This window comes from Micromonospora sp. NBC_01405 (assembly GCF_045040155.1).
Classification (GTDB): Bacteria; Actinomycetota; Actinomycetes; order Mycobacteriales; family Micromonosporaceae; genus Micromonospora.
Genome location: NZ_CP109532.1, coordinates 5,679,420 through 5,693,922 on the forward strand (window position 1 = coordinate 5,679,420; position 14,503 = coordinate 5,693,922).

Sequence of the window (14,503 nt, forward strand, 5' to 3'; positions counted from 1 at the left end):
CGGTGGGAACCGGACCCGGTGGTCGGAGCCCCGCCCGGCCCGGTCGGGAGACCGGGACACGGTGGTCGGAGCCCCGCCGGGGCGGGAGGCCGGGACGCCCGCCCCGGGGCGGAAAAATCGCCGGTTTGACGGCCCGGCGGACGGGGTAATCGCCCGGCTCACAGGGCGCGGGTGATCTCTCGCGCGTATGCAAGCGGGGTTCGGGACATCCTCCCGGAGCACCAGGCCACACGAAAGGCAGGCAGCGATGCTCGTCCACGACACGGTAGCCACCGCCCGATCCCAGGCGGACGCCGATCAGATCCGGGCGTCCCTGCGGGCACGCTACGACGAGCTCTCCGCGGAGTACGAGCAGGCGATGCTCCAGAGCCAGGTGCTGCGGTTGGTGGAGGTCGGTGACACCGCCGGCGACGACCAGGCCGACAGCGGCACCAAGACGGCCGAGCGGGACACCGCGCAGTCACTGCTGCGCACCATCCTCGACCGCCGGGCCCAGTTCGAGCATGCCCTGACCCGGCTCGACGAGGGCACGTACGGGTTCTGCGAGGGCTGCACGGTGCCGATCCCCGTGGAGCGGCTGGAGATCTACCCGTCCGCCACCTCCTGTGTGGGGTGCAAGCAGAACCGGGAGCGGCGGGCCGCCTGAGCGTGCGGCCGCCGGACGCCGGTCGGGTGTGTGTGGACGCGGTGAACCCCGACCGTGGGTGAGATCAAGGTGGGCACCGCGTCCTGGACCGACCGGACCCTGCTCGACTCCGGGTGGTACCCGCAGACGGCGGACACCCCGGAGAAGCGGCTCGCGTACTACGCGAAGAAGTTCCCGCTGGTCGAGGTCGACGCCACCTACTACTCGCCGCCGGCCGAGCGCACCGCCCGACTGTGGGCAGAGCGCACGCCGGCCGGGTTCACCTTCAACGTCAAGGCGTTCAGCCTGCTCACCGGCCACCCGACCCGGGTCTCCGCGCTCTACAAGGATTTACGGCCGGACACCGACAAGCGCAACGTCTACCCCGGCGACCTGCCCGCGCAGTCGTACGAGGAGGTGTGGACCCGGTTCCTGTCCGCCCTCGACCCGCTGGTCGGGGCCGGCCGGCTGGGCGCGCTGCTGTTCCAGTTCCCGCCCTGGTTCACCATCAAGCGGGACAACAAGCAGTACCTGCTGGAGGTGGCCCGCCGGTGCGCGCCGCTGCGCCCCGTGTTCGAGTTCCGGCACGAGTCCTGGTTCGACGGGGCCAACCGCGCCGAGACGCTGGGCTTCCTGCGCGAGCACGAGCTGGCGTACGTCTGCGTGGACATGCCGCAGGGCCACCGCTCGTCGGTGCCACCGGTGCTGGAGGCGACGGCCGACCTGGCGGTGGTCCGCTTCCACGGCCACAGCGAGAAGTGGACCAGCAAGGACATCCACGAGAAGTTCGGCTACGACTACTCCGACCGGGAACTGAAGGACTGGGCCCCGAAGCTGCGGAAACTGGCCGACCAGGCGAGCGAGACGCACGTCCTCATGAACAACTGTTACCGCGACAACGCCCAGCGCAACGGCCAGCGCCTCCAGTCTCTCCTGGACGCCTGACGGACTCAGCCCGCCTCGACGCCGCCGGCACGGAGGATCTGTCTGACCCGCTCCCGGGTGTAGCCGGTGGCCCGGACGATGTCCATCTGGCGCATGCCGTTGCGGGCCGCTTCGACGATGGCCTCCGCCAGCCGGGACCGTGCTGTGGTGATCTCGCTCCTGGCCTCAGCCACGATCCGGTCCGCCTCGGCCTGCGCACCGGTGATCGCAGCCCAGGCCTCTCCGTAGGCCCGAACCGCTGCCGCGAGGTCGTCTGCCACAGGTCTCCCCGCTGCGGGTCAGCCTTCTCCGCTGACCTGCGTTGCGTCAGTCGGGTTCCACGCCGGCTTGGCGGAGCAGGATGCGGATCCATTCCCGGGACAGGTTCGTCGTGGCGACGAGGTCGCGCATCCGCTTGCCCGCACGAGCTTCCGCCACGATCGCCTCGGCCAGCTCACGTCGGGCCTGGCGCAGCGCGTCCTGACTCGTGTGCACCTGAGCCTTGGCGGTGTCCACGGCATCCTGCGCGGCCCGGTAGGCCGCTGTCGCCGATGCCAGATCATGTGCCACGCCGTCACACTGTCACACGCATGATCTTAGCCAACTGTCAGTCGAGAACATGGCCTGAATGGGGTTACGTTAGTGGCCAATAGCAGTCTATGTTATTGGCAGTTGGAGTGCTCCGGTGGTCACCGCGTCGACTGGGGCTTGTCGGGCCCTGGGAGGTCGTTGTGAGTGTTCTGCCGCCGCTGCCCGGGTGCGGGGAATCGGCCACCGTCCGGATCGAGGTGTACGGGGAAGACAGCCTCGACGCCGCCGTGTACGCGTGCGCCGAGCACGTGACCGCGTTCGTCGCGACGATCCGGGCCGCCGGGCGGTCCGCCCATCTGGTGCCGCGCGCCCCCGAACTGGGCCGACCCTGCGGGTACGTCTATCGGTACCCGACCGGCGGGTTGGCCGACCCACCCGGCGACGCCCACCCTCGCTGGTGCGACCGGGACGGCTGCACCGCCCGGCGACGGCACCGCTCGGCGCGCCTCCCGCTGACCCCGCGGTCGCCCGAGTCGCCCGCCGGTCCCTTCGCCGGGGAGGCCCGCGCCGACGTGGCGTTGGCGCAGGCGCTCGTGTCCGGCGCGGAGCCGGTGCTCGTGCTCGCCGTAAGTGGGGCCGAGCCCGGCGAGCTGATGCTCTCCCTCAACCAGGGGTTGGTGCTGTCGTACCGGATTCGCCGCCTGCTCGACCTCACCACCGCGACCCCCGCCCGCCGTCCCCACCCCGGTTCTCGCCCGCGCAACCGTCGCGGCTGCCTCTGATCGTCGGCGTTCACGAAGAGCTGACAGCGATCCGGGCGGCCCCACCCTCTCGGGTCGGGCCGCCCGGACGACCGTCGGGTGCGGGGTCAGCTCGTCTCGCCGGCCACGCTGAACGAGCGGAGCCGGTCGATCGCCAGCACGGTGAAGCCGATGCTGATCAGCGCGCTCATCACCGCCGCCACCGGCACCGAGACGTCACCCTGCAACAGCCCCGTGGGGGCGATCCGGTCGGCGAGGGCGATCACGTACTGCTGGATGGAGAGCACCCTGGTGCCGCTGACGACGGTGCCGAGCAGCCCCTCCCAGATCAGCACGTAGACCAGGCCGAGCAGCACCGGCCGGCGGGTGAGCAGGCTGAGCGCAAGGAACAGCGCCGAGTACGCCAGCGCACCGACCGCCGACGCGGCGGCGAGGGCCAGGCCGAGGCGTACGGAGTCGGCCAGCATGCCGGCGACGCAGAGCGGCACGGCGACGGTGACCGCGGTGACGCTGGCGGCCACCGCCAGCTTCGGCAGCACGATCTGCCAGCGCGGCAGCGGCTTGGTCAGGATGTGCACGATCGTGCCGTCGTCGATCTCGGCCCCCAGCACGCCGGTGCCGACGATCAGGGAGACCACCGGTAGCACCACGGCCAGGCCGAGGCCGACCAGCACCGGCGGGCCCCATTCGCGCGGGTCCACCCCGAGCGACCGGGAGAGCACCGCCAGCACTACGAGCACCACGGGCAGCGGCAGCAGCAGGAGGAACCGGCGACGGCCGAACAGCCCCCGCACGGTGATCCAGGAAACGGTAGACATGGGTTCAGGCCTCCACCAGGTAGGAGAAGACGCTCTCCAGGGACTCGTCCTGGGGCACCAGTTTTCGCACCCGGATGCCCTCCGCCAGAGCGATCTTCGGCAGGACGCGGGTGAACGCGCCGTAGTCGCCGGCGCGCACGGTCAACCCGGCGCGGTCCAGCTCGACACCCGTCACCGACGCCTCGGCCATCAGCGCCACGGCGAGCGCCCGGTCGTCGGTGGAGTGCACGGTGAAGACGTGCGGCCGATTGGTCATCAGCCGGCGGATGGTGCGGAAGTCGCCGGAGGCGGCCAGCCGGCCGGCGACCATCACCTGGACGGTGCCGGAGACCTGCTCGACCTCCTCCAGGATGTGCGAACTGAACAGGATGGTCCGGCCGGCGTCGCCGAGGCGGTGCAGCAGCTCCATCATGTGCAGCCGCTGGCGTGGGTCCATCCCGTTGAACGGCTCGTCGAGCAGCAGCACCTGCGGCTCGTGCACCAGCGCGGCGGCCACCCGGGCGCGCTGCCGCATGCCCTTGGAGTACGTGCCGATCCGGCGGTCCTGCGCGCCCTCCATCTCCACCAGGGCGATCGCCCGGCGGGCCGCCGCCGCCGGATCCGGCAGCCCGTGCAGCTTCGCGCTGGCCAGCACGAACTCGTACGCGGTGAGGAAGGTGTGCACCGCCTCCCGCTCGCTGACCAGGCCGAGCCGGCGGTAGACCTCCGGGTTGCGCCAGGTGGGCCGGCCGTCCAGACTCACCGCCCCGCGCGACGGGGCCAGGAAGCCCGCCATCATGTGCAACAGGGTGGTCTTGCCCGCGCCGTTGGGGCCGAGCAGCCCGGTGACGCCCGGGCCGAGGCTCATGCTGACGTCGTTGACCGCCACCACATTGCCGTACCAGCGGGAGACGCCTGCGAGGTCGAGGGTGCTGGTGGCGGCGGTGGGTGTCCCCGTCGCCTGGTCGGCGCTGATCGTGGTCATCGCGCGGCCACCTTCCGGTATCGCAGGAGCAGCAGGGCGACGCAGCCGGCCACGAGCAGCACGGCGGCGACCGCGTAGACGGGACCGAAGCCGCCGATCGGAACCGGGGCCTGGGGCCCCAGCAGGTCGCCGAGCGCCCACTCGCCCACGCCGCCCACCAGCGTCGACGGCGAGGCGAGGAAGGCCAGCTCGTTGACCGCCCGGGAGGGCATGATCGACAGGACGCCGACGATCGGCGTGGTCATCAGGAACACGGCCACGATCCCGCCGGCCGCGAACGCCCGCTTGCCGGTGAGGGAGGCGACCAGCAGGCCGACCGAGGCGAAGACCGCCGCCCAGAGCCCGGCGTAGAGCAGGCCCGGCAGCAGATCGAGCAGCTCGTTCCAGACCCCGCGCATGCCGTCACCGCCGGTGAAGGCGGCACCCAGGAACATCACCAGCTGCGGCCCGCCGAGCAGCAACCACAGCGCGGTCGCCAGCGCCAGCAGCTTGGCCAGCGGGTAGTCCGAGCGCGGCAGCGGCCGGGAGAAGTAGAGCGGTAGCACTCCGCTGAGCAGGTCGCGGGAGACCAGCTCGGGCGCGACCACCGCGACGAAGAAGATGACCAGCCAGCTCATGTTGTCGGCGAACTGGGCGTACGTCATCACCACCTCGCCGATCTGGCTGCGCACCGCGGTGGCGGCGGCGGCGACCAGCGTGACGATGCCGACCACCAGCCAGGGGAAGATCTTGGCCTTCGCGCTGCGGCCCAGCCCGAACGCCGTCCGCAGGCCGTGCAGGTAGAGCGCGCCGAAGACGGCCCGGCGGCCCAGCCGGGGGCCGGTGTAGCGCTGGTAGCCGATGTCGTGGATGACGCCGGTCGGCTCAGGCATGGCTGGGCTCCCTCGTGGCGAAGAGTTCGGCCACCCGGTGCCGGCGCTGGTCCAGCCGGTGCAGCGGCAGGTCCAGCTCGGCGACCGCGCCGAGGATGAGGTCGTAGGTGGCGTCGTCGACGAGCTCGACGAGCAGCAGCCGGCCGTCCCGGCGGACCGGCAGGTCGAGCGCGGCCAGCCGCGCGGCCAACTCCTCCGTGCCCTCGCTGACCTCGACGGCGAGCACGTCGGTGGCGGAGGTCATGGCGGAGATGTGGTCGGCGCGCAGCAGCCGCCCGCCGTCGATGGCGACGAGGGTGTCGCAGATCCGTTCCACCTCGCCCAGCAGGTGCGAACAGACCAGCACGGAGATGCCGAACTCGGTGCCGATGCGGTGCACCAGCGCCAGCATGGCGTCCCGGCCGGCCGGGTCGAGGCCGTTGGTCGGCTCGTCGAGCAGCAGCAGATCGGGGTCGTGCACGAGGGCCTGGGCGAGCTTGACGCGCTGCTTCATGCCCGTGGAGTAGCCGCCGACCGGGCGGTAGCGCTCCTCGTAGAGCCCGACGTGCCGCAGCGCCTCGGAGGCCCGCTCCCGGGCGACCGTACGCGGCAGGCCGCTGACCCGGCCGAGGTGGGTGACCAGCTCCGCGGCGGAGAGGTCCGGTGGCAGGGCGTCGTGCTCGGGCATGTAGCCGACCCGGGCGCGGACCTGGGCGGAGTCGGTGGTCGGGTCGAGGCCGAGCACCCTGACCCGGCCGCTGGTCGGGGGGAGGAGGCCGAGCAGGATCTTGATCAGGGTCGACTTGCCGGCGCCGTTCGCGCCGACCAGCCCGATGATCCCCGGCTCGACCGCGACGGTCAGGTCGGCCAACGCCGTGACCCCACCCCCGTACGTCTTGGTCAGCGACTCGGTCGCGATGAGTGTCACGTCGTACAGCGTAGGGAGCTGGGGTCACCCATGGGTGACCGCCCGCCCCCGGCGGGTCCCTGATCTTCCTGGCCGGGTGCCCCTAAGGAAGTCACCCGAAGGGGGTGAGGCGGGGTCATCCTCGCGCGACGCAGCATGGCGGTGTGCGTGGTCCGTCGGGGGAGACGGCCGCGACGGCGAACAGGTACGGGGGTGCGTGGGATGACGGTACGGAACGTGCCGGATCGACGGCGCGGCGGCGTGCTGCACGTGGTCGGGCCGGCCGGCGGCCCCCGCCGCGTGGTGCCGAGGCCCGGTCTGATCAGTCCGACCCGGCAGTGGCGGGGCCCAGCGGGCCCGCCGCCGCGCGACGACGACCGACGGTGACACACCGACCTACGGGGGTGCACAGATGGCTGAGCAGATGATCTCGGCGTTCGAGTCCTCGCTGGACAAGACCAACCTGATCCTCAAGGACATCGAGGCGGCGTACGGCTGGCCGAAGGCGCAACGCAACCAGTCGTACGCGGCGCTGCGCACGGTGCTGCACCTGCTGCGCGACCGGCTGCCGGTGGCGGAGAGCGTGGAGTTCTCCGCGCAGCTCCCGGTGCTGGTGCGGGGGATCTACTTCGAGGGCTGGCAGCCGGAGGACGTGCCGATCAAGCTGAACCGCGACGACTTCCTCTACGAGGTCCGCCAGGGCTTCCCGTACGACGTGGAGGGCGGCCCGGAGCGGGTGGTCCAGGTGGTGCTGGACACCCTGCGCCGGCACGTGACCCAGGGGGAGTGGGAGGACGTCAGGTCCGCCATGCCCCGGGACCTGGGCCGCATGATCCCCTGACCCTCCCCGCGCCGGCCGGTCGACCCAACGGGTCGACCGGCCCCGTCGTGCTGACGTCCCCGGGTCCCGTCGGCCGGGCCGGGCGAACCGGCCATGCCGACGGGGCCCGCCGTCTACGGTGTGGTTAGAGAAGATCGTGTGTGGGGTACCACCCGTTGCAGACGAACCCCGTCGTACGGCGGGACGGCACTCGAGGGAGCACCGAATGGCACTCAACGACGACGACATCCAGACGACCAGCGGCGGCGGCCCGGAGGGTCCGGCCGACGGCGGTGCGACCCCGGGTCAGCATGACGGTGGCGCGGACGGCAGCGCTGAGGGTCCGGCCGACGGCGGCGCGACTCCGGGTCAGCATGACGGTGGCGCGGACGGCAGCGCTGAGGGTCCGGCCGACGGCGGCGCGACCCCGGGTCAGCATGACGGTGGCGCGGACGGCAGCGCTGAGGGTCCGGCCGACGGCGGCGCGACTCCGGGTCAGCACGACGGTGGCGCCGACGGCACGGCCTGACGGAACGTCGTGACGATCATCGACCCGCCGGGCGGCCGCCACCGCCCGGCGGTTCCGTCCGCCGCCACCCCGGAGCTCGGCCGCTGCGCCGACGTCGAGCCGGGCAGCTTCGCCGCCGCCCCGGCGCTCGCCCGCTGCATCGCCGTCGAGCCGGGCAAGTTCGCCGCCGCCCACTGGGGCCGGGCGCCGCTGCTGTCCCGCGCCGCCGAGCTGCCCAACTCCGACGGCTTCACCGACCTGCTCAGCCCCTCCGACGCCGACGAGCTGCTCAGCCGCCGCGGCCTGCGTACCCCGTTCCTGCGGATCGCCAAGGACGGCCAGCTCGTGCCGGCGGCGCGTTACACCGGCGGCGGCGGCGCGGGCGCCGAGATCGGCGACCAGGTCCTCGACGAGCGGGTGCTGGAGCTGTACGCCTCCGGCGCGACCCTGGTGCTCCAGGGGCTGCACCGCACCTGGCCCGCCCTGGTCGACTTCGCCCGCGACCTCGGCGCCGCACTCGCCCAGCCGTTGCAGGTCAACGCCTACCTGACCCCGGCCGGCAGCCAGGGATTCGCCACCCACTACGACACCCATGACGTCTTCGTCCTCCAGGTCGACGGGCGCAAGCACTGGCGGATCCACCCCCCGGTGCTGCCCGACCCGCTGGAGCGCCAGCCCTGGGGCGGCCGGGCCGACGAGGTCTCCGCCACTGCCCAGGGCCCCGCCGCGCTCGACGTGGTGCTCGAACCGGGCGACGCGCTCTACCTGCCGCGCGGCTGGCTGCACAGCGCCCAGGCCCAGGAGTCCAGCTCCCTGCACCTGACCGTCGGCATCCGGGCGCTGACCCGGTACGCCATCGTCGAGGAGTTGCTAGCCCTGGCCGCCTCCGACGCCCGGCTGCGCGCCGGCCTGCCGTTCGGCACCGATGTGACCGACCCGTCGGCGATCGAGCCGGAGCTGACCGAGACCGTCGAGGCGCTGCGGGACTGGCTGCTGCGCGCCGACCCGGCCGCCGTCGCCGCGCGGCTGCGCGCCCGGGCCTGGCCGGCCGCCCGGCCCGCGCCGATCCGGCCCCTGGCCCAGGCCGCCGCGCTCGCCGCCCTCGACGCCGACACCCGGCTCGCCGTCCGCCCGGGGCTGCGCTGGCAGCTCGAACCGGCCGGGGACGGCACGGTCGCGCTGCGGCTGTTCGACCGGACGCTCACCCTGCCCGCCCAGTGCGAAGCGGCGCTGCGTGCGCTGCTCACCGGCACGGTGACCCGGGTCGGTGACCTGCCCGGCCTCGACGACGACGCCGACCGGGTGGTCCTCGCCCGCCGCCTCCTGCGGGAGGCGGTCGCCGTCCCCGCCGACCGGTAGGGCAAGGGCCGCACCGACTGCGGGCGGCCCCGCCGGCCGCCCGTGCCGGCTGGGGGCGGCCCCGGGGACCGCCCGTGCCGGCTGGGGCGGTCCTCGCCGTGCGCAGCAGGGCGTGCATCCCCGCCGGGTGGTCCGCTCAGCGGGTGAGGACCAGCGTGGTCCGGTCAGCGGGTGAGGACCAGCAGCACGCCGGTGGTGACCAGGCCCGCCACCAGCACGACGGTGATCGGGCGGGGCGACAGAATCGCGTGCCGGCGGTCGGCGAGCCGCTTGGCCAGGGCCAGCCCGACCAGCGGGCCGAGCAGCGTCACCACCAGCGCCAGCACCGGCAGCCCCACCGCCAGGTCACCGTCGTTGCGGGCGCCGAGCGCGCGGACGCCCGCGCCGAGGGCGGACATCAGCGCCGCCCCCAGCACGCCGCACAGCGTCAGCAGCGGGTTCGCCGACGAGGGCAGCTCCCCGGGCTGCCGGGTCCGGTCCAGCAGCCCGCGCACCCCGTGCAGCAGCAGCAGCGGGTCGCCCGAGGCGTCCCGGGCCGGGCCGGGTGGATTCCCGACGCGGCGGACGCCGACGCCCAGCCGGACCCGTAGCTGCTGCCACAGGTGGGCCGCCTCGGCGTCCACCCGCTCCACCAGCTCGCGCGCGTCGACCGCCTCCTGCTCGGCGTACCGGAGCTGCTCGGTGGCCTCCGCGACGGCCCGCTCGGCGGCGGCGCACTGCTGCTCGTGCCAGGTGCGCGCCTCGGCGCGCTGGGTGCGCACCCGGTCGGTCAGCTCGGCCAGCCGGCGCACCTGCGCCGCGTACGTCTCGCTGATCACCGGTTCGTTCATGCCGACGGTCCGTAGGGGATGATGACCTGGCCGGTGCGGTGCGCCGCCCGGTCGAAGAAGAGCCCCCGCCACGGCCGGGGGTACCAGTCCGGCCCCCCGCTGCCCGGGTACAGCGACGAGCCCAGCTCGGTGCCCTGCACGTCGAGGGCCACCCAGGCGCCGATCTGGTCGGTGCGGGCGGCCGGCCCGCCGAGGTCCACCCGCATCCGGGCCACGCCGCGCCACCAGGCCAGCACGTGGGTCCGCCGCTCCGGCCCGTCGTGCAGGATCCGGCGCAGCTGCTCCAGCCCGGTCCGCCCGCCGGCCCGCGCGGCCAGCCGGCCGGCCGCCGCGTCGACCGCGTACAGCAGCAGGTAGTGCGGGGTGGCCGGGGTGCCCGGCCGGTCCAGGGCGGCGGCGGTCTCGGCCATCAGCTCCGGCAGGGTCTCGTCGTCGTACCAGGCGGCGTCGTCGGCGAGGTCGGCGTACAGCTCCCGGGCGGCCGGGTCGGCGTCCGGGTCGAGGCAGGCGATGGAGAACCGGGCCGTGCCGGGACGGTGCTGGCGGGCCAGGGACCGGGCGGCGGCGTCCAGCACCGCGCACGCCTCGTCGACCCGGGTGCCCAGCACCGCCAGGTTCCGCCCGGGCGCCCGGGGCAGTCGCAGCACCGCCGAGCGGGCCTGTACGTCGATGATCTCCCCGAGCAGCGCGACCGGGCTGCGCGGCGGTCCGTCGTCGCCCTCGGGCGGGTTCAGCGCCCGGAAGTCCGGGGCGTCGCGCAGCCGGGGGATCGCGTCGCCGTCGAACAGCCGGGCCGGCTTCGCGTCCTGCGGGCGCATCCGCCACAGCCGGTGCTGCAACTCGCTCCAGGCGTCCCAGTCGCTGGCCGACGGGATGCGGGCCACCTCGTTGCCCTCCGCCAGCCCCGACTCGGCGTTGATCACGGCGTGGTGCCGGGGCAGCGACTGGGCGGCGTCGTTGCGCTCGGCGAGGATGCGCAGCGCCTTGGGCAGCGCGATGCGCAGGGTGAACTGGGCGACCAGCGCCGGCCGCCCCCACAGCGCCTCGATGCCCCGCACGTCCTGCGAGGCCAGCACCAGGTGGATGCCCTGGGAGCGGCCCCGGCGGGCCAGGTCCTCCAGCAGGTCGGCGGCCTCCCGGGCCACCACGTCCCGGCCGGCCAGCAGCGCCTGGAACTCGTCGACCACGGCGACGATCCGGGGCCAGTGCCCGGTCGGGTCCACCGCCCGCAGCTCGGCGAGCTTGGTGACCTCGTGCTTCTTCGCCGCGTCGGCCCGCCGGCGCAGCTCCTCGGCGAGGAAGCGCAGCAGGGCCAGCCCGAACTCCCGGTCGGTGTTGACGTTGATCCCGACCAGCCGCATGTGCGGCAGCCAGCTCGGGTCCCGCCGGCCCTGGGCGAACCGGGCGAAGGACACCCCCTCCTTGAAGTCCAGCAGGTAGAACTCCAGTTCGGCGGGGGAGTACCGGGACGCCAGCGCGCCGATCCAGGCGAAGATCAGGTTGGTCTTGCCGGTGCCCGACGGGCCGCCGATCAGCGCGTGCGGCGGGTAGTCGCCGAGGTTGAGCAGCACCGGCCGGCCGTGCGGGCCCTCGCCGATCGGCGCGGTCAGCCCGGCGGAGGAGTCCTCCCGCCACATCTGCTCCGGCGGCGGCAGCAGGTCGGTGAACGGGGCCGGCGGGGGGCCGGCGTTGACCCGGGCGGCGACCTGCCGGCAGGTCTCGGTGACCAACGCGGCCGGTGGCGGCGGGTCCAGGGTCACCGGCAGGCCCGGCGGCCCGCCCACCCGGGCGCCGTCCGGGCCCACCACGACCCGGGTCACCGTGGGGTCGTCGGGCACCGGGACGCCCCGCACCACCAGGTGCACCCCGCACGCCGCGCCGGTGCGGACCACCCGGTCGAGCTGGCCGCGTTCGTGCCGGGACAGCTCGTCGCCGCCGAGCAGCACCGCCACCCGCCACGGCTCCGGGCGACGGCTGGTCGCGGCGGCCAGTTCGCGCAGCGAGCGGTACTCGCCGGCCAGCACCGTCTCGTTGATCCGGCGGATCTGCTCCACCAGGTCGTCCAGCAGCCGACCCAGCCCGCCCGGCCCGACGAAGGTGAGCTGCCCGGCCGTGCCCAGCGGGGCGAACCCGGCCAGGCCCCCGCCGAGGTGCTCAGGGTCGTACCCGAACAGCCGTACCGCGCCCGGGTCGGTCCGGCCCAGGCTGCGCAGCAGCAGCGCCGGCACGACGGAGGCCCCGCCGTCGGCGTCGGCCCCGGTCAGGTGCACGTGCCCGACGTCGAGCAGCGGCACCAGCGCCGGCACCGGCTCCGCGCCGGGGATGCGGACGGTGCCGACCCGGACCGCGCCGGGCGGCTCGCCGCGCCCGGCCGGCGTGACGGTCCACCGCGTCCAGTCGGCGGAGGCCGCGCCTGGGGCCTCCCGGCGGGCGGCGTCCACGGCCCGGCGGGCCAGCTCGGTGATCCGGGCGGCATGCTGGGCGTCGATCTCGGCCAGCCGCCGGTCCCGCTGGGCCCCCACCCTCGCGGGCACGGCCGCGGCGGCGCGCTCGACCCGGGTCAGCCGGTCCCGGGCGGCGACGAGTTCGGCGTCGGCGGCGGCGAGCCGGCCCCGGGTGGCGCCCAGCGCCTCGGAGAGCATGCCGCGCACCCGGGTCACCAGTTGGGTCCGCCGGTCAGCCATCGGAGTCCCGACGGGCGGCGTTCCCGGCGGGCGGCGCGGGCGGACGGCCCTGGGCGGCCCGGTCCCGGGCCGCGCGCTCCCGAGCGGCCCGGTCCCGCGTCGCCTGGTCCCAGGCGTCCCGCTCGGCCTCGCGGCGCTTCTCCCGGGCGGGCTCGCCGGCCGGGTCGGGCTGCCCTGGGTCGCGGGGCAGATCCTTGCCGAGGCGGGCCAGCAGCACGGCGGTCGCCACGCCGGCGGTGACCGCCGGGTCGGCCGCGTGCGGCTGCTCCTCGCCGCTGCCGCGCTGCGGCGGGGGCATCCGGCAGATCCTGGTCAGCAGCGTCTCCAGCGCCGGCGGGGGCAGCCCGGGGAGCAGGTCGCGGACCCGACCCTCCAGCTCCCGGCGCAGCCGGGTCAGGTCGTCGGCGCGGGGCGGATGGCCGAGCAGCTCGCCGGCCAGCTCGCGCAGCATCGGCGGGGCGACCGCGGCCAGGCCGAGGCCGACGTCGGAGTGCGCGCCGCGCAGCTCCCGGTGCAGCCGGTCCCGGTCGCCGGAACGGACCCCGTCGACCACCCGGCGCAGCAGCTCGCGGGAGTCGCCGACCTTCTCGTCCGGCGCGTCCGGCGCGCCCTCCCGGCCTCCGGTCAGCTCGGCCACCCGCACCGCCCACCAGCGGTGCAGCACCGGGTTGTCGTCCTGGGCGGGCGGCGGCTGCTCCCCGGCGGCGGGCGGCCCGCCGCGCGGCGCGTCGTGCACCTGCCGGTCGCCGGCCGGGCGGGCCGCGGGGGCGCCGTCGGGGGCCAGCCCGATCGCCGCGAGGTACGCCGACAGCTGCTCCTGCGCCACCCGCAGCGCGTGCCCGGCGGACTCGGCGTGCTCGGTGGCGGCGGACAGCTCGGGCACCCCCATCGGGTTGGCCGACTCCTGCCGCACCCAGCGCAGCCGCTCGGTGGCCTGGCCGAACTTCTCCAGCGCCAGAGCGAGCTGGGCGATCGGCAGTTCCTCGGCGGCCGCCCGCACCTGCGCCCCGACGTCCTCGATGATGGACATGCCCGCCCCTACAGGGTCGAGACGTAGAGCTGTGCCTGCTCCACCGCGACGAGGGTCGCCGCGAGGCACTCCTCCAGCTCCTGGCTGGCCTGCGTCAGCGAGGACTGTGCCGCCTCGACGGTCTCGTGCCCGCTGCCCTCCAGGGCCCCGGCCAGGGTCTGCTGCGCCTCGGCGAGCTTCTCGCCGGCGGCCTGCACGGCGCTCTGCCCGTCACCGATCTGTTGCAGGGCGACATCGATGGCTGCCTTCAGCTCGGCGACGCTCGCCACGTGGACCTCCTGGGGGCGGGGAGATCTCCATTACAACCCATCCCCGTCGGGGAGAGAACAACCGCCCTGTCAGTGTTGCTGCCCGTCCGCCCGCTTACCGCCCTGACGTGCGGGAAGTCCGCTCGGCGGGTCGCCGATAGTCCCGTCCGCGGGTCGCCCAGTCCCATCAATCGGACCGGTGGCGGCGTTTGGTCCCCGTGGCCTCGGAGCCAGGCGTCAGAGGAAGCCCCGCCAGAAGGTCACCGTCGCGTTCGGATTCCAACGCGGACCCCGTCTACCGGCCACTCCAACTGCTCGCGAACGGCAGCCGGGTCACCATCGCGCCAGTCCTCTCACCGACCTGGCCCTCCGCGGTCCGACGGAGACTTCAAGATTATTTCGGTCTTCGCCGGGTCGGCCCCTGCCGGGTCGGTACACCCTCCGTCGGCCCCTTTGGAGCTGCCCCGTTTGTGCTACCGATGGAGCGGGCGCGTAAACGGGGCAGCTCCAAAGGAGCCGACAGGCAGGTCCCCGACCGGATGCGGGGGGCAATCGTCCGGCCGCCACCCGACTACCCGATGCACGGGGCGGCATGGGGCGCCGTGGCGGCGACCTCCCGGGGCATTCGCGGGAGAGGAAACAG

The 14,503-nt window shown here is 74.5% G+C and carries 16 protein-coding genes; 6 read left to right on the forward strand and 10 right to left on the reverse strand.

What is annotated here, in order from left to right:
* Positions 1-247: 247 nt before the first annotated feature.
* Together OG559_RS24550 and OG559_RS24555 are read left to right on the forward strand one after the other, a co-directional pair.
* Positions 248-646 carry a TraR/DksA family transcriptional regulator gene (locus OG559_RS24550; protein WP_405107548.1) on the forward strand — a complete coding sequence of 133 codons (399 nt, stop codon included), beginning with the start codon at positions 248-250 and terminating at the stop codon, positions 644-646.
* A gap of 54 nt (positions 647-700) precedes the next feature.
* The gene (locus OG559_RS24555; RefSeq protein ID WP_405107551.1) at positions 701-1,570 is read left to right on the forward strand and encodes a DUF72 domain-containing protein; all 870 of its coding nucleotides are present in this window, start codon (positions 701-703) and stop codon (positions 1,568-1,570) included.
* A 5-nt stretch (positions 1,571-1,575) separates the two neighbouring features.
* Here the strand turns inward: OG559_RS24555 and OG559_RS24560 are convergent, their stop codons facing one another.
* Both OG559_RS24560 and OG559_RS24565 read right to left on the reverse strand, forming a co-directional pair.
* Complete coding sequence (locus OG559_RS24560; protein ID WP_405107554.1) at positions 1,576-1,830, reverse strand: hypothetical protein; 255 nt, start codon at positions 1,828-1,830, stop codon at positions 1,576-1,578.
* Between the two features lie 46 nt (positions 1,831-1,876).
* Positions 1,877-2,119 (reverse strand): hypothetical protein, encoded by a 243-nt coding sequence (locus OG559_RS24565; protein WP_405107557.1) that lies wholly within the window; start codon positions 2,117-2,119, stop codon positions 1,877-1,879.
* Positions 2,120-2,280: 161 nt separating this feature from the next.
* On the opposite strand from OG559_RS24565, the gene OG559_RS24570 reads away from it, so the two are divergent.
* A complete protein-coding gene (locus tag OG559_RS24570; protein ID WP_405107560.1) occupies positions 2,281-2,862 on the forward strand; it encodes a hypothetical protein in 582 nt (193 codons plus the stop codon).
* Between the two features lie 86 nt (positions 2,863-2,948).
* Here OG559_RS24570 and OG559_RS24575 read toward each other — a convergent pair whose 3' ends face one another.
* Genes OG559_RS24575 through OG559_RS24590 form a run of 4 tightly spaced genes read right to left on the reverse strand, consistent with a single transcriptional unit; the run spans position 2,949 to position 6,402 of the window.
* Positions 2,949-3,659, reverse strand: coding sequence for an ABC transporter permease (locus tag OG559_RS24575; RefSeq protein ID WP_405107563.1), 711 nt, complete (start codon positions 3,657-3,659; stop codon positions 2,949-2,951).
* A gap of 4 nt (positions 3,660-3,663) precedes the next feature.
* Positions 3,664-4,623 carry an ABC transporter ATP-binding protein gene (locus OG559_RS24580; protein ID WP_405107566.1) on the reverse strand — a complete coding sequence of 320 codons (960 nt, stop codon included), beginning with the start codon at positions 4,621-4,623 and terminating at the stop codon, positions 3,664-3,666.
* Entirely contained in the window at positions 4,620-5,495 is an 876-nt protein-coding gene (locus OG559_RS24585) for an ABC transporter permease (RefSeq protein WP_405107569.1), read from the reverse strand. Before OG559_RS24585 ends, OG559_RS24580 begins: the two co-directional genes overlap by 4 nt.
* On the reverse strand, positions 5,488-6,402 hold the full coding sequence (locus OG559_RS24590; RefSeq protein ID WP_405107571.1) for an ABC transporter ATP-binding protein: 915 nt from the start codon (positions 6,400-6,402) through the stop codon (positions 5,488-5,490). The genes OG559_RS24585 and OG559_RS24590 overlap by 8 nt, the downstream gene beginning before the upstream one ends.
* A gap of 391 nt (positions 6,403-6,793) precedes the next feature.
* Between OG559_RS24590 and OG559_RS24595 the strand changes: the two genes are divergently transcribed.
* The 3 genes from OG559_RS24595 to OG559_RS24605 all read left to right on the forward strand — a co-directional run bounded on the left by OG559_RS24595 (position 6,794) and on the right by OG559_RS24605 (position 9,068).
* On the forward strand, positions 6,794-7,222 hold the full coding sequence (locus OG559_RS24595; RefSeq protein WP_405107574.1) for a DUF2267 domain-containing protein: 429 nt from the start codon (positions 6,794-6,796) through the stop codon (positions 7,220-7,222).
* 205 nt (positions 7,223-7,427) lie between these two features.
* Entirely contained in the window at positions 7,428-7,730 is a 303-nt protein-coding gene (locus tag OG559_RS24600) for a hypothetical protein (RefSeq protein ID WP_405107577.1), read from the forward strand.
* Positions 7,731-7,739: 9 nt separating this feature from the next.
* Entirely contained in the window at positions 7,740-9,068 is a 1,329-nt protein-coding gene (locus OG559_RS24605) for a cupin domain-containing protein (protein ID WP_405107580.1), read from the forward strand.
* 164 nt (positions 9,069-9,232) lie between these two features.
* Here OG559_RS24605 and OG559_RS24610 read toward each other — a convergent pair whose 3' ends face one another.
* The 4 genes from OG559_RS24610 to OG559_RS24625 are packed head-to-tail and all read right to left on the reverse strand — an operon-like array spanning position 9,233 to position 13,881.
* Positions 9,233-9,898: a hypothetical protein gene (locus OG559_RS24610; RefSeq protein WP_405107583.1), complete on the reverse strand. Its 666-nt coding sequence runs from the start codon at positions 9,896-9,898 to the stop codon at positions 9,233-9,235.
* Complete coding sequence (locus OG559_RS24615) at positions 9,895-12,582, reverse strand: FtsK/SpoIIIE domain-containing protein (protein ID WP_405107585.1); 2,688 nt, start codon at positions 12,580-12,582, stop codon at positions 9,895-9,897. Before OG559_RS24615 ends, OG559_RS24610 begins: the two co-directional genes overlap by 4 nt.
* The gene (locus tag OG559_RS24620; RefSeq protein ID WP_405107588.1) at positions 12,575-13,612 is read right to left on the reverse strand and encodes a hypothetical protein; all 1,038 of its coding nucleotides are present in this window, start codon (positions 13,610-13,612) and stop codon (positions 12,575-12,577) included. The genes OG559_RS24615 and OG559_RS24620 overlap by 8 nt, the downstream gene beginning before the upstream one ends.
* Before the next feature lie 8 nt (positions 13,613-13,620).
* Positions 13,621-13,881, reverse strand: coding sequence for a hypothetical protein (locus OG559_RS24625; protein WP_405107590.1), 261 nt, complete (start codon positions 13,879-13,881; stop codon positions 13,621-13,623).
* Positions 13,882-14,503: the final 622 nt, after the last annotated feature.

Coding starts and splice junctions, on each gene's coding strand:
- OG559_RS24550 (WP_405107548.1), top strand. CDS start 248: ATGCTCGTCCACGACACGGTAGCCACCGCCCGATCCCAGGCGGACGCC.
- OG559_RS24575 (WP_405107563.1), bottom strand. CDS start 3,659: ATGTCTACCGTTTCCTGGATCACCGTGCGGGGGCTGTTCGGCCGTCGC.
- OG559_RS24580 (WP_405107566.1), bottom strand. CDS start 4,623: ATGACCACGATCAGCGCCGACCAGGCGACGGGGACACCCACCGCCGCC.
- OG559_RS24610 (WP_405107583.1), bottom strand. CDS start 9,898: ATGAACGAACCGGTGATCAGCGAGACGTACGCGGCGCAGGTGCGCCGG.
- OG559_RS24585 (WP_405107569.1), bottom strand. CDS start 5,495: ATGCCTGAGCCGACCGGCGTCATCCACGACATCGGCTACCAGCGCTAC.
- OG559_RS24620 (WP_405107588.1), bottom strand. CDS start 13,612: ATGTCCATCATCGAGGACGTCGGGGCGCAGGTGCGGGCGGCCGCCGAG.
- OG559_RS24595 (WP_405107574.1), top strand. CDS start 6,794: ATGGCTGAGCAGATGATCTCGGCGTTCGAGTCCTCGCTGGACAAGACC.
- OG559_RS24615 (WP_405107585.1), bottom strand. CDS start 12,582: ATGGCTGACCGGCGGACCCAACTGGTGACCCGGGTGCGCGGCATGCTC.
- OG559_RS24600 (WP_405107577.1), top strand. CDS start 7,428: ATGGCACTCAACGACGACGACATCCAGACGACCAGCGGCGGCGGCCCG.